Raw genomic sequence first — 12,453 nt, 5'->3', positions numbered from 1 at the left:
CTAAAAAATAAATTTTAAGAATACAATTTATATTTACCAACTTGCTTTTCTAATTCCTGGTAAAAGACCATTATGAGCCATTTCTCTAAAAGAATGACGACATAAGCCAAAATCTCTATAAACACCTCTACCACGTCCTGTAATCCAACATCTTCTTCTTAATCTAACTGAGCTACTATTACGTGGAAGCTTTTCAATTTTTTCATGAATAAAAAATTTTTCTTGAATTGTTTTAGCTTTAATAAAATTTTTCTTTAATGATAATCTAATATTTTTATATTTTTTAGTTATTTTTTGACGCTTTAATTCTCTCTCAATAACAGATTGTTTAGACATAATAGAAATGTATTTTAAAAATAAAATTTTTTAAATTCTAACTCAAAAAATTATTTGTTTATGTAAAAGAGAATTATAATAAATATTATTATTTAATGCAAATTATTTTTTAATTTTGACATTTTAATTAAAGTTAAATATAATTAAAATAACGCGGAGTAGAGCAGTTGGTAGCTCATTGGGCTCATAACCCGAAGGTCAATGGTTCAAATCCATTCTCCGCAACGTCTTTACTTTTATATTATAATTTTTTTTTTCACAAAATAATTATAAAATTAAAAAAGCTAAATCATAAATTTATCTAGACTATTTATAAATTTTTTAACTTAGTTAAAAAAATTTATCGAGGAGAGATGGCAGAGTTGGTTGATTGTATCTGATTTGAAATCAGACGAATGTTTTACATTCCGTGGGTTCGAATCCCACTCTCTCCTTTCCATATCTTTTTTTTTTATAATACTTATATTGACAAGAAAGTCTATTCTAATATACCTTAGAAATTAGAGAGAGTTAAAAAATAATCAATTTTTTGAATCGATACGTTTTAATTAAAAAATAAGGTATGCCTAAGTTAAAGTCGTGTAAATCTGCAATGAAGAGATTTAAGAGAATTGGATTAAGAAAATTTAAACGGAAAAAATCTTTTAAAAGTCATATCTTAGTAAGAAAGCGTCCAAAACGAAAACGCCGACTTTCTAAAAGTTCTTTAATACATAAATTTGATATTAAAATGTTTTGGAAAAAGATTTTAATAAAAAAATAAATAAATAGAATTTCTTACAAAAATTAAAAAATAAAAAAGAATTAACAATTTTGTTATTATTATGGTAAGAATTAAAAGAGGTAGTATTGCTCGGAGACGTCGACAAAAAATTTTAAAATTGGCTAAAGGTTTTAGAGGATCATCATCACGATTATTTCGTGTAGCCAATCAACGAGTTATGAAAAGTTTATCTTTTTCATATTGTCATAGAAAACAAAAAAAACGAAAATTTCGACAATTATGGATTATACGTATTAATGCAGCTTTACGTCAAAAAGGTTATAAATACAGTCATTTTATAAAATTAATAAAAGATTCAAATATTTTATTAAATAGAAAAATGCTTGCAAATTTATCTGTTGTTGATTCAAAAACATTTAATAGTTTACTACGAGATCTTTATCATAATTTCTAAAATTTACTAAATAAAAATAAATATATAATTTTAAAAAAATTAAAAATGTCCTCTAGAAAAAAAATAAATAAAAAAAAAAATAGTATTCAAGAGGAAATTAAAAATCAAAATCAAATTATAAAAAAAGAATCTCTTAATTCTTATCAAGACCTTATAATAAATTTTGAACAAAAAAAAGAATTTCTTGAATCTAAATTTCGTAATGCACCCCAAAGAAAATATTTTATAGAAATTAAAATAGAAGAAGAAATCGGTTCGCTTCTTCGAATTTTTTCTTTATTTAATCGTCTTAATATTTCTATTGAAAGTATGACCACAACTTCATTTTTTGCTAAAAAAACAATTCGTTCAATTATATTAGTTATCTTAGCAAATGATTATGAAATAGAACATTATTGTAACCAATTAAAAAAAATTACAAGTATTTTGCAAATAAATAGTTTTAATAATATTCCTATTATTGAAAGAGAACTTCTTTTAATTAAAGTAAAAATAAATATTCAAAATAGAGATCAATTAATTGATATTTTAAAACCATTTCAAATAAAAATTGTTGATATTAATCCATCTTTTTTAATTATTGAATTTTCAGGTGATTCTGGAAATATACAGATGATGGAGCTTATGCTTGATCAATTGAAAAATGAAATACCTACGTTTCAATTAGTGGATTTGACACGTACAGGAAAAACCGTTATTTCACGAGCTTCAGGTTTTGATAGTAATTATATTTTTGAAAAAGGAATAATTCAACCTCTAATTTTAGAATCATCTAATAAGGTTAAAGATTAATTTAAAAAATTTTAAAATAGGGGCAGGGGGACTTGAACCCCCACGACTATAATTAAGTCAACGAATTTTCATTCCATTACAATTTTCATTGTTTATTTAAAATAAAATTTAATTTTAAATATATTGAAATTGGACTCTATCTTTACCTTTTTTTAGGGTAGTTCCCGTTGAGTCTCTGCACCTTTCAATGAGTATTTTTAAGATTCTCATTAATTTGGCTCAGAATTATCGTATTAATTTTTCATAAATTAAAAATATTAACGTAGATTTTTCTGAATTTGAGAACTTACTCATACTAGTATTAACTAACTAGTTGGCTCAAAATTTAAGTCCGTTGCGTCTACCATATTCCGCCACGCCCCCTAATATTATTCGATATTTTGGAGGTGACACTCAGATTTGAACTGAGGAATAAAAGATTTGCAATCTTCTGCCTTACCGCTTGGCTATGTCACCTTTATAAGGATAATATAATTAATATTTATAAAAAAGTAAATAGGTATACATATCTCTTTTCTTTTACTTTATTCATTATTTCTATTATGGCTGTACCAAAAAAACGTACATCAAAAACAAAATCAAAAACTCGCAAATCAAATTGGATGGCAAAAACTAAAAAAACTGCTAAAATTTCTGAATCATTAGCAAAATCCTTATTAAAAAACAAATAGATTTTAAAATTGAATAACTTTTTTTAAAAGGTCTATCTTGATTTTAACTTTAAACATTTATGATTATTATAAAAAAGTCAAGTAATTTTTTTTATTAAATCTTTTTTAAATATTTATTTTAATTTAGAGTAAAAAAGAAATAAATGAGTTCCGCTTTTATATCATAAAATAACATCGTATATCATTCGTATTTGCATCTGTGGCCGAGTGGTTGAAGGCACCGGATTCATAATCCGTTTTCTTTTGGAACGTCACTGGTTCAAACCCAGTCAGATGCATAAAAAGATTAATTAAATTAGTAACAATTAATTAAATTATTTTTCTTTTAAGACGACTAGCTTTGTCTGATAAGTTTCGTAAAAAATAAAGTTTTGCTCTTCTAACTTGGGAATATTTTTTAATTTCTATAGATATAAGAAGTGGAGAATGTAATAATAATGTTTTTTCCACTCCAATTCCTTGAATTTTTTTGCGAACAGTTATTGTTTTATTAAGACCTTCATTTGTTATTGCGATAATAATTCCTTCAAAAAATTGTATTCTATTTTTTTTTCCGTCTTGTACCATTAATCCAAGTTTAACAAAATTACCAATGGATATATTTGGTAATAATTTTTTTTCATAAGTTGATTCAATAATTTTTTTAAAATTAATTTTTTTATTTAATTTATCCATATTATTTTTTATTTTTTTAGATAAACTTCGTTTATTCTACTTTTTTCTTTAATGTATAAGTTTAAATTATTTAATAGAATTTTGTAAGAGTTATTTTTAAATTTATTTTAGGTTTGTAAAAAAATTTATAATAATGTATATTACTTTTGTGCGAAAATTTTATAATAAATTTATAATTAAAAAAATTAAGGAGGAAATTAATTATGACACAATTTGAAAATTTAAACGAAGAAACAATGCCAATTAATATCTTTACTAAGATGCAAGCAATTGTTTCAGAACAATTATGTGTGGATTTAGATAAAGTTGTATTAAAATCAAGCTTAACTGAGGATTTAGGTGCTGATTCTTTAGATGTTGTTGAAGTGGTTATGTCACTTGAAGAAGCTTTTGATATGAAAATTCCAGAAACAGTAGTTACTGAATTAGATTGTCTTGAAGATGCATTAGTTTTTATTATAGAAAATAGGTTTTCTCAATTATTATAAATAAAAAACTATAATAAATTTCTTAATGAAAAAAAAGAATAGTATTTATTCAATAAATTTTTATAATTTATGAATAAATGCTATTCTTTTTTTTTCTCAAATCATATATTTTAATAACATAAACTCCTATAGAATTGTTTATCAAAAAATATTAGGTCGAATTGGATTTGAACCAATGTAAGCAATGCTAACGGATTTACAATCCGCTCCCTTTAACCACTCGGGCATCGACCCTTTATACTTCTTATACTAACTTATTTACTATAATTTATCAAAAAGGCTTTATTAATTAATTCTCAAAATTTTATTTTTTGTTTGCTTTATTTTTTAATATTTTTTTAAAAGTTTAAGTTAATTTTCATAATATTATTAATTTGTATTCTTTTCGTCAATATTAAAAACAATATAGATAAACATAAGAATAAAAATTAAATTAAAGGAATTTAACTCCCCAGATAGGATTTGAACCTACGACTAATCGGTTAACAGCCGATTGCTCTACCACTGAGCTACTGAGGAGAAGTTAAATTTTATTACGTAATTTTTTTTTATTTAATAAAAATACTAAAAAAAAAACTATTTATTATATTTAAATTTTTATTTTAATAAATTATTGCTAATTTTTGTAATAATCGTTTAACAATAAGTGTTGGTTGTGCTCCTTGCTGTAATCTAAAGATTGCTTTTCTTTTATTAATTTGGCATAATTTATTTATAGGATCATAAAATCCAAGTTCTTCAATTGCTAATCCATCACGAGGTGATCGATTATTTATTAGAACAATTCTATAAAATACTTTTTTTTTTCGTCCGTATCTTTTTAATCGTAATTTTAACATATTAAGATATTATTTTTATATAATATATAGATTAAATTGTTTGCTGGTATAGCTCAATGGTAGAGCAACTGATTTGTAATCAGTAGGCTGAAGGTTCAAATCCTTTTACCAGCTTTATTTTTTAATAAAAAAAAGGATAATTAAGAAAATTTTTGTTAAATAATTTAATTTATTAAGAAAGAAAATTATCTTTTGTTGTATGAATAGCTGAAATTAATAAATCTTCGGCTTCTGAAGTGAAAATTTTACTTGTATTAATTAATGAAATAAATTCTGGTTGAGATTCTCGTAAATATTGACGTAAATTTTTAATATATAACGAAATTTGATTTAATTCAATACTATCTAAATAACCCTTTATTCCAGCAAAAATTATTGCTATTTGTTCAGCGACTGGAATAGGTTTATTTTTATTTTGTTTTAAAATTTCTCGCAAACGTTGACCTCGCACTAATTGTTTTTGTGCTGTGCGATCTAAATCTGATGCAAATTGAGAAAAAGCTTCTAATTCATCAAATTGAGCTAATTCAAGCTTTAATGTTCCTGCAATTTTTTTCATAGCTTTTATTTGTGCAGCAGATCCTACTCTTGAAACAGAGATACCAACATTAATTGCAGGTCGTAATCCAGAATTGAATAAATTACTAGATAAAAAAATTTGTCCATCAGTAATAGAAATAACATTTGTCGGTATATATGCTGAAACATCCCCAGCTTGTGTTTCGACAATCGGTAAAACAGTCATACTACCTCCTCCCATTTCTTCACTTAATTTAGCAGCACGTTCTAATAATCGAGAATGTAAATAAAAAATATCACCAGGAAAAGCTTCTCGACCTGGTGGTCTTCGTAATAATAATGACATTTGTCTATAGGCAGAAGCTTGTTTTGACAAATCATCATATATAACTAATGTGTCTTTTCCTTTATACATAAAATATTCAGCAAATGATGCTCCAGTATATGGAGCAATATATTGTAAAGTTGCTGGAGTATTAGCATTCGTAGCTACAATAATCGTATAATCTAATGCTTCATTCTCTTCTAAAATAGAAACAGCTTGAGCAATTGATGATGCTTTTTGTCCAATTGCTACATAAATACATATAATATTTTCTGTTTTTTGATTAATAATAGTATCTAACGCAATTGAAGTTTTACCAGTTTGTCGATCACCAATGATTAATTCTCGTTGACCCTTTCCAATCGGTATCATAGCATCAATTGCAGTAATACCTGTTTGAAGAGGTTCATTAATTGATTCTCGATTAATAATTCCTGGTGCCAATGATTCAATAAGACGGGTTTCCGTTGAATTAATTTCTCCTTTTCCATCAATAGGATTTGCTAAAGGATCAACTATTCTACCTAAAAGATTATAGCCTACTTGTACTTGTGCTACACGCTTAGTGCCATAAACTTTACTACCTTCTATTATATTTAATCCATCACTCATTAAAACAACACCTACATTATCTTCTTCTAAATTTAGAGCAATTCCAACAGTCCCTTCTTCAAATTCTACTAATTCCCCTACCATAACATCATTTAGTCCATAAACACGAACAATACCATCTCCTACCTGTGCAACAGTTCCAATATTACTAATTTTTATATTGTGATTTAAATTTAAATTAGTTAGTTGTTGACGAATAATAGATGTAACTTCATTAGATTTAGAAACGTTTATCATATGTTTTAAAAAATTAAAATAACAAATATAAACGGAAATTAACTGAAAATTATATTTTTATAGATAAATTTAAAAGCTTTCCTAAATTGTAAAGATCTGTTTTTATACTTAAATCAATGATCTTAGAATCAATTTGGATAGTAAATCCACCGATAAGAGTTTTATTTATATTGACAAATAATAAAATTTTTGGTTTTATCTTCAAATTTGTATTATTTATTATAATAGAATCAAAATTTTTTTGAATTAACTTTATTAAAAATTTTTGTTGAGAAAAAGTAAATTTTACTTGAGTATCTACTCTAATAAATTTAATAGCTAAAAAATCATAAAATAATTCAAGAAGCTTTTCCATAATATTACTAAGATAAGCTATTTTTTTTTTATTTACTAGATAAATTAAAAAATCCATCATATTTTCACTAATTACTGATGTGAAACAATTAGTTAAAAGAATTTTTTTAAATTCATGATTATTAATAGGGTCTTTAATAAAAGAGTTTAATTCAGTTAAAGAAGTATTTGAATTAAAAATTATTTCTTCAATTTTAATAGTTTCTGAAATTTTTATTTTATCTAAACAAACTAGATAAGTTAATATTGTCCTTACATCAAAAATTATTTTAAAAAATTTTTTTAAATTCTTTTGTTTAATTAAAGTTAATACAGAGGATTGAAAAAAAGCTTCAGCATAAGGTTTTGCTATTCTTTTTTCCATTATTTTATTTATCATATTTGTTTTTCTAACTGTTTTAATTTAGTATCAATTATTAAAATATGATTAGATGGTGTAACTTCGTATGCTAATTTTGAGATTACATATTTAAAAACTTTTTTTGAAACATGTTGAATTATTTCTTTATATATTTTTTGTTTTTGTATATTTAACATTTTTTTAGTTTTTTCAATTTGATTTGAAAGATTCTCTTCACCCAATATCAATTCGGTTTGTAACAAATTTTCTTTATCATAAACAGTTTGTTTTTTAATTTCTTTTATTATACTTTGAATTTGAGACCATTGGGTGTTTACTTTTATCAAACAAATTTTGGCTTTGTTTAAACGTTCATCTGCATCTTGAATTGTGTTTATTATTTTCTGATATCGATGATCTAAAATTTCATATAAATTTTTTCGAACCATAAATATAAATAAAAAAGTTAAAAACCCAATATTAACTATATTAGTTTCCAATAAATTTGTGTTGAATGAAATTTGACTAAAAAAATTATTTATATTACTTATAAAAATTATCATTTTTTTTGTTGACAAAATTTTTTATTTTAAAGTATTTTAATCTGTAAAAATTTTTGAAATTATTTCATCACTTAATAATAAAATTTTTTGATGTATAGTTACATAAATAATGTCCTTATCTAAATTAAAAAAATTTATTATATTATTTACGTGTTTATCAAGTGTATTTTGTAGAATTTCTTTTTTATTTGAGGTAACCTCTTTGTATTGTTTTTGTAATTCTTTCTTTTCTAAGTATATTATTTTTTGTATATGAGCAACTTGATTTTTATATAACTTTGTTAATTCATCTGCTTTTAACAAAATATTAGAAGACATTTTTATATTATTAGTAATATAATTAGTCCGTTCTATTATCGAATTTGTAATAGGATTATATAATATAAGATTTAGAATAAACATTAAAATTAAAAATTGCAACAGTATTAATAATAATGTTCCATCTAAATCAAATAATCCACCAGTTTTACTAGTTACTAAAAAGAAGATAAATGGATAAATCATTTTTTTGTTTGTTTGATAGAAACTTTATTAAAAATAATAATAAAAGAATAATAAAATTTAATAATAAAATAAAAATAAAACATTTATATTTTTATTTTCTATTAATTAATAAAAGGATTAGCAAAAAGTAAAGATAAAGCAACTACTAAACCATAAATAGTTAATGCCTCCATAAATGCTAAACTTAATAATAAAGTACCACGAATTTTATTTTCTGCCTCAGGTTGACGTGCAATTCCTTCAACAGCTTGACCTGCCGCATTACCTTGCCCAATTCCAGGTCCAATAGCAGCTAAACCTACAGCAAGCCCAGCTGCTATAACAGATGCTGCAGCTATAATTGAATCCATAATAAAAATTTGATTTAAATAATATAAAAAAAGTAGATAATTAACAAATTTCACAAATTTTATTAACTCGTAATAAAATCTTTTAATTTTAAATTGACTTTAATGTACTTCTAATGCTTCAGCTATATAAGCTGCAGCTAAAGTAGAAAAAATAATTGCTTGAATTGAACTCGTAAAAACACCAAGAATCATAACTGGTAATGGTATAATTAAAGGCACTAGCATTGTTAAGACAGAAACTATTAATTCATCTGCTAAAATATTTCCAAATAGTCGAAAACTTAAAGATAAAGGTTTAGTGAAATCCTCCAATACATTTATAGGTAAAAGTATTGGTGTTGGTTCTAAATACTTCTTAAAATAAGCAATACCTTTTTTTTTAATACCAGCATAAAAATACATTATAGAAGTTAACAAAGATAAAGCCATTGTTGTATTAATATCATTAGTTGGCGCTGCTAACTCTCCTTTAGAAAGTTTTATCATTTTCCAAGGAATAAAAGTTCCTATCCAATTACATCCAAGAATAAATAGAAAAAGTGTTCCAATAAAGGGTACCCATGCTTTGTATTCATTTTCACCAATTTGATTTTTAGTAATATCTTCAATAAATTCAATAACTAATTCCATAAAATTTTGCCAAGAATTAGGTATAAGAGATCGTCTAAAAGTCCCTAAAAAAGATATTAAAATAATTAAAAAAATGACAAACCAACTTACAAGAAGTACTTGACCATGTATGGTAATTCCTTTAATTTCCCAATATAAATGCTTTCCTACTTCAATTTGCGATAATAACGGTAGCAAAAGATTCATATAAATATTTCTTTTATAATAATCAAACTTTAAATCTTAGTTAATAGTTTTTTTAATTATAAACTATTATATAATTTATTATTATACTATATTTAAAAAATTTAATTTCTAAGTATATAACGACAAAATCGTGAAATTTTTATCTTTTCATCCAATATCATTATATTATTTTTAATAAGTTCATCAATTGTAATGTTCTTATCTTTAATAAATTCTTGATTAAGTAAAGTTCTATTTTTTTTTAATTTTTGAATTCTTTCAATTACTACTTTATCTTTAATTTTTTGTTCTTTATTCTTTAAATCTTCTCGTTCTAAGTCCATTTTTCGCTCATATTCTATAATACTTTTAGGAATATCCTCCTCAGAAATATATTGAATTTCATCAGAAGATGAAGCTATTTGCATTGCTATATCTTTCCCTAAATTTTGAAAAATTTTATGTTTTGCAACAAAATCAGTTTCACAATTTATTTCAACTAAAACTCCTATTTTTCCACGATGTACATAAGAAAAAATATATCCAGCGTTAGTTTGGCGTTTTATTTTTTTTGCAGCAGAAAGAAAACCTTGAATTTTTAACTCTTTTACTGCTTTATTATAATCTCCTTTTGCTATTTGTAATGCTTTTTTACAAGCTATTATACTAACTCCTGTTTGTTTACGTAAAAATCTAACCATTTCAGTTTTCACCCCTATAGTATTTTCTTTATTATCTTTTTTTTCCATTTTTTTTCTTATTTTACTATTCTTTTTAAATACAAAAAAGAATTGTAAGTATTATTTTATATTTTTAAAAAACAATTTATACAATCCAAAATCTTATTTTGGTATTAAACTATAAGCTTTTATATTATTTTCCAATTCATCCATATTTATAGTCTCATTATTTATAAGATATTCTACTAAATTATCAAGAACAATACGATTATTCAAAATTATTTTTCTAGCTTGATTATAACAATATTTTATAATTGAATTTACTTCATCATCAATTAAATTTAACATTTTTTGAGATTCTTCTGATCGTAATTCAATTTCACGACCTAAAAAAAACGTATCATTATTATCAAATTTTATAAAAATGGGACCAAGTTTAGACATACCAAATTCCGTAACCATTTGTCGAGCTATTTGTGTTGCTCGTTGAAAATCATTCATAGCACCAGTTGTTACTTCTTTCTCACCAAAAACAATTTCTTCGGCTGCACGACCACCAAGTAATCCAATAATATGAGCAGTTAATTCTCCTTGAGAAATAAATTTTTGATTTTCATTTGGTATAAACCAAGTTAAACCTTGAGCTTGACCACGTGGAATTATTGTAACTTTCTCTACTTTATTATGATAAGGTAAAAGTGTTCCAACAATAGCATGCCCACCTTCATGATATGCTATTAATCTTTTATTTTTAGCATCTTTTAAATTTTGACCTTCTAAACCTGCTATAATTCTGTCAAACGCTAAATTAATGTTTATTATGGATATTGTTTCATTATTTTGTCTAGCACTTCCTATTGCAGCCTCATTGAGCAAATTTGCAAGATCTGCACCAGAAAAACCTGGTGTACGTTGAGCTATTGCCTCTATAGAAACATTTGTTGCAAATTTTTTATTTCGAGCATGAATTTTTAAAATCTCTTTTCGTCCTTTAACATCAGGTAAATATATAGTAATTTGTCGATTAAACCGTCCAGGTCTTAATAAAGCAACATCTAAAAAATCAACTCTATTTGTTGCACCAATAACAATTATTCCTGTATTATTTCGAAAACCATCCATTTCAGTTAAAAGTTGATTCAATGCTTGCTCACGTTCATCGTTATTTCCACCAATACCAGTACCACGTTGTCGACCTATTGCATCAATTTCATCAATAAATAAAAGACAAGGGGCATTTTTTTTTGCTGTTTTAAATAAATCCCTTACTCTTGAAGCACCCACACCAACAAACATTTCTATAAATTCAGATCCAGAAATGCTAATAAAAGGGACCCCTGCTTCACCAGCAACTGCTTTAGCTAATAAAGTTTTCCCAGTTCCTGGTGGCCCTACCAAAAGAACTCCTTTAGGAATTACAGCACCAACTTCTATAAAACGTTTTGGAGTTTTTAAAAATGTTACAATTTCTTGTAATTCTTCTTTTGCTTCATCAATTCCCGCTACCATATCAAAAAAGACACCAGTTTGTGCTGACTTTTTTATTTTAGCTTGTGACTTTCTAATATTCATTAATTGATTTGGTCCTATAAAAATATTATTACTAGTTCGTTGAAGTAAAAAAATAAATCCTAATAAAAATATTACTGGAATAAGATAATTTGTTAATTTTAGAAAAAAAGATTGATCATCTTTTATAAGATGAGTTATAAAATTTACTTTTTCATCATTTAATAGAATATTTAAAGAAGATATCTTATCGAATCTTTTGAATTTTACTTTTTGAATCTTATCATCTAATTTTTTATTTTCAACAATAGTTATTTGACCTTTTTTATAAGAATGCATTTTCGTAATATCTCCATTTTTCATAAAATTAAGAAAATTACCATAATTAATATCAGAATTAGCTTTATTTTCTACCTTAGTTATAATATCATTTTTTAAAATAATTGGTGATTTTTGTATATCAAAATTATTTATTTTTGAATTTTTAGAATTTAAATATAAATTTTCCCCAACTATTTGAGAATTTAAAAGAAAGGCTAAAAAAATTGTAAATATACTAATAATAATAAATTTGATTTTAACCGAATAATTGTTATTCATAATATTTAATTTTGTTATGTTATTAATATTAAAATATAAAATAATTTTTTCTTATAATCTTGATTTTAATATTGTTACTAAAATAA

The 12,453-nt window shown here is 24.2% G+C and carries 16 protein-coding genes and 7 tRNA genes; 9 read left to right on the top strand and 14 right to left on the bottom strand.

The annotated features are described in order from the left end of the window. Positions 1–33: 33 nt before the first annotated feature. Entirely contained in the window at positions 34–336 is a 303-nt protein-coding gene (rpsN, locus tag GY791_19455) for a 30S ribosomal protein S14 (GenBank protein MCP4330590.1), read from the bottom strand. A 152-nt stretch (positions 337–488) separates the two neighbouring features. On the opposite strand from rpsN, the gene GY791_19450 reads away from it, so the two are divergent. From GY791_19450 to ilvN, 5 genes are all read left to right on the top strand, one after another. Then, positions 489–561, top strand: a tRNA-Met gene (locus GY791_19450). A 122-nt stretch (positions 562–683) separates the two neighbouring features. Next, a tRNA-Ser gene (locus tag GY791_19445) sits at positions 684–770 on the top strand. 128 nt (positions 771–898) lie between these two features. Further along, entirely contained in the window at positions 899–1,099 is a 201-nt protein-coding gene (gene rpmI, locus GY791_19440) for a 50S ribosomal protein L35 (protein ID MCP4330589.1), read from the top strand. Positions 1,100–1,160: 61 nt separating this feature from the next. Further along, the gene (gene rplT / locus GY791_19435) at positions 1,161–1,514 is read left to right on the top strand and encodes a 50S ribosomal protein L20 (protein ID MCP4330588.1); all 354 of its coding nucleotides are present in this window, start codon (positions 1,161–1,163) and stop codon (positions 1,512–1,514) included. A gap of 45 nt (positions 1,515–1,559) precedes the next feature. Beyond that, positions 1,560–2,306 carry an acetolactate synthase small subunit gene (gene ilvN, locus GY791_19430; GenBank protein MCP4330587.1) on the top strand — a complete coding sequence of 249 codons (747 nt, stop codon included), beginning with the start codon at positions 1,560–1,562 and terminating at the stop codon, positions 2,304–2,306. A 381-nt stretch (positions 2,307–2,687) separates the two neighbouring features. Here the strand turns inward: ilvN and GY791_19425 are convergent. Then, positions 2,688–2,762 (bottom strand) — tRNA-Cys (locus tag GY791_19425). 86 nt (positions 2,763–2,848) lie between these two features. Between GY791_19425 and rpmF the strand changes: the two genes are divergently transcribed. Then, a complete protein-coding gene (gene rpmF, locus GY791_19420) occupies positions 2,849–2,977 on the top strand; it encodes a 50S ribosomal protein L32 (GenBank protein ID MCP4330586.1) in 129 nt (42 codons plus the stop codon). A 193-nt stretch (positions 2,978–3,170) separates the two neighbouring features. Next, positions 3,171–3,255: transfer RNA gene (locus tag GY791_19415), tRNA-Met, on the top strand. Between the two features lie 31 nt (positions 3,256–3,286). Here the strand turns inward: GY791_19415 and rplS are convergent. After that, positions 3,287–3,652, bottom strand: coding sequence for a 50S ribosomal protein L19 (rplS, locus tag GY791_19410; GenBank protein MCP4330585.1), 366 nt, complete (start codon positions 3,650–3,652; stop codon positions 3,287–3,289). 236 nt (positions 3,653–3,888) lie between these two features. On the opposite strand from rplS, the gene acpP reads away from it, so the two are divergent. Next, positions 3,889–4,140, top strand: coding sequence for an acyl carrier protein (gene acpP, locus GY791_19405; GenBank protein MCP4330584.1), 252 nt, complete (start codon positions 3,889–3,891; stop codon positions 4,138–4,140). 152 nt (positions 4,141–4,292) lie between these two features. Here the strand turns inward: acpP and GY791_19400 are convergent. The 3 genes from GY791_19400 to rpsP all read right to left on the bottom strand — a co-directional run bounded on the left by GY791_19400 (position 4,293) and on the right by rpsP (position 4,979). Continuing rightward, positions 4,293–4,374: transfer RNA gene (locus GY791_19400), tRNA-Tyr, on the bottom strand. Between the two features lie 213 nt (positions 4,375–4,587). Beyond that, positions 4,588–4,659: transfer RNA gene (locus GY791_19395), tRNA-Asn, on the bottom strand. An 83-nt stretch (positions 4,660–4,742) separates the two neighbouring features. Then, positions 4,743–4,979 (bottom strand): 30S ribosomal protein S16, encoded by a 237-nt coding sequence (gene rpsP / locus GY791_19390; protein ID MCP4330583.1) that lies wholly within the window; start codon positions 4,977–4,979, stop codon positions 4,743–4,745. Between the two features lie 42 nt (positions 4,980–5,021). On the opposite strand from rpsP, the gene GY791_19385 reads away from it, so the two are divergent. Continuing rightward, positions 5,022–5,093: transfer RNA gene (locus tag GY791_19385), tRNA-Thr, on the top strand. Positions 5,094–5,151: 58 nt separating this feature from the next. Here GY791_19385 and atpA read toward each other — a convergent pair. The 8 genes from atpA to hflB all read right to left on the bottom strand — a co-directional run bounded on the left by atpA (position 5,152) and on the right by hflB (position 12,130). Then, positions 5,152–6,672: a F0F1 ATP synthase subunit alpha gene (gene atpA, locus GY791_19380; protein MCP4330582.1), complete on the bottom strand. Its 1,521-nt coding sequence runs from the start codon at positions 6,670–6,672 to the stop codon at positions 5,152–5,154. 49 nt (positions 6,673–6,721) lie between these two features. Further along, positions 6,722–7,405 carry a hypothetical protein gene (locus GY791_19375; protein ID MCP4330581.1) on the bottom strand — a complete coding sequence of 228 codons (684 nt, stop codon included), beginning with the start codon at positions 7,403–7,405 and terminating at the stop codon, positions 6,722–6,724. Continuing rightward, on the bottom strand, positions 7,402–7,929 hold the full coding sequence (locus GY791_19370) for a hypothetical protein (GenBank protein ID MCP4330580.1): 528 nt from the start codon (positions 7,927–7,929) through the stop codon (positions 7,402–7,404). The genes GY791_19375 and GY791_19370 overlap by 4 nt, the downstream gene beginning before the upstream one ends. Before the next feature lie 36 nt (positions 7,930–7,965). Further along, positions 7,966–8,433 carry a hypothetical protein gene (locus GY791_19365; protein MCP4330579.1) on the bottom strand — a complete coding sequence of 156 codons (468 nt, stop codon included), beginning with the start codon at positions 8,431–8,433 and terminating at the stop codon, positions 7,966–7,968. A gap of 101 nt (positions 8,434–8,534) precedes the next feature. Next, positions 8,535–8,783: an ATP synthase F0 subunit C gene (gene atpE / locus GY791_19360; GenBank protein ID MCP4330578.1), complete on the bottom strand. Its 249-nt coding sequence runs from the start codon at positions 8,781–8,783 to the stop codon at positions 8,535–8,537. Between the two features lie 99 nt (positions 8,784–8,882). Continuing rightward, positions 8,883–9,599 carry a F0F1 ATP synthase subunit A gene (locus GY791_19355; GenBank protein MCP4330577.1) on the bottom strand — a complete coding sequence of 239 codons (717 nt, stop codon included), beginning with the start codon at positions 9,597–9,599 and terminating at the stop codon, positions 8,883–8,885. A gap of 101 nt (positions 9,600–9,700) precedes the next feature. Further along, a complete protein-coding gene (locus GY791_19350; protein ID MCP4330576.1) occupies positions 9,701–10,327 on the bottom strand; it encodes an elongation factor Ts in 627 nt (208 codons plus the stop codon). Positions 10,328–10,420: 93 nt separating this feature from the next. Next, on the bottom strand, positions 10,421–12,130 hold the full coding sequence (gene hflB, locus GY791_19345) for an ATP-dependent zinc metalloprotease FtsH (GenBank protein ID MCP4330575.1): 1,710 nt from the start codon (positions 12,128–12,130) through the stop codon (positions 10,421–10,423). Between the last annotated feature and the right edge of the window lie 323 nt (positions 12,131–12,453).

This window comes from Alphaproteobacteria bacterium, assembly GCA_024244705.1.
Taxonomy (GTDB): Bacteria; Pseudomonadota; Alphaproteobacteria; order JAAEOK01; family JAAEOK01; genus JAAEOK01.
Note: the sequence above shows the minus strand (reverse complement) of the source record. Positions and strands in the feature narration are given on the sequence as shown.

Coding starts and splice junctions, on each gene's coding strand:
- rpsN (MCP4330590.1), bottom strand. CDS start 336: ATGTCTAAACAATCTGTTATTGAGAGAGAATTAAAGCGTCAAAAAATA.
- rpmI (MCP4330589.1), top strand. CDS start 899: ATGCCTAAGTTAAAGTCGTGTAAATCTGCAATGAAGAGATTTAAGAGA.
- rplT (MCP4330588.1), top strand. CDS start 1,161: ATGGTAAGAATTAAAAGAGGTAGTATTGCTCGGAGACGTCGACAAAAA.
- ilvN (MCP4330587.1), top strand. CDS start 1,560: ATGTCCTCTAGAAAAAAAATAAATAAAAAAAAAAATAGTATTCAAGAG.
- rpmF (MCP4330586.1), top strand. CDS start 2,849: ATGGCTGTACCAAAAAAACGTACATCAAAAACAAAATCAAAAACTCGC.
- rplS (MCP4330585.1), bottom strand. CDS start 3,652: ATGGATAAATTAAATAAAAAAATTAATTTTAAAAAAATTATTGAATCA.
- acpP (MCP4330584.1), top strand. CDS start 3,889: ATGCCAATTAATATCTTTACTAAGATGCAAGCAATTGTTTCAGAACAA.
- rpsP (MCP4330583.1), bottom strand. CDS start 4,979: ATGTTAAAATTACGATTAAAAAGATACGGACGAAAAAAAAAAGTATTT.
- atpA (MCP4330582.1), bottom strand. CDS start 6,672: ATGATAAACGTTTCTAAATCTAATGAAGTTACATCTATTATTCGTCAA.
- GY791_19375 (MCP4330581.1), bottom strand. CDS start 7,405: ATGATAAATAAAATAATGGAAAAAAGAATAGCAAAACCTTATGCTGAA.
- GY791_19370 (MCP4330580.1), bottom strand. CDS start 7,929: ATGATAATTTTTATAAGTAATATAAATAATTTTTTTAGTCAAATTTCA.
- GY791_19365 (MCP4330579.1), bottom strand. CDS start 8,433: ATGATTTATCCATTTATCTTCTTTTTAGTAACTAGTAAAACTGGTGGA.
- atpE (MCP4330578.1), bottom strand. CDS start 8,783: ATGGATTCAATTATAGCTGCAGCATCTGTTATAGCAGCTGGGCTTGCT.
- GY791_19355 (MCP4330577.1), bottom strand. CDS start 9,599: ATGAATCTTTTGCTACCGTTATTATCGCAAATTGAAGTAGGAAAGCAT.
- GY791_19350 (MCP4330576.1), bottom strand. CDS start 10,327: ATGGAAAAAAAAGATAATAAAGAAAATACTATAGGGGTGAAAACTGAA.
- hflB (MCP4330575.1), bottom strand. CDS start 12,130: ATGAAAAATGGAGATATTACGAAAATGCATTCTTATAAAAAAGGTCAA.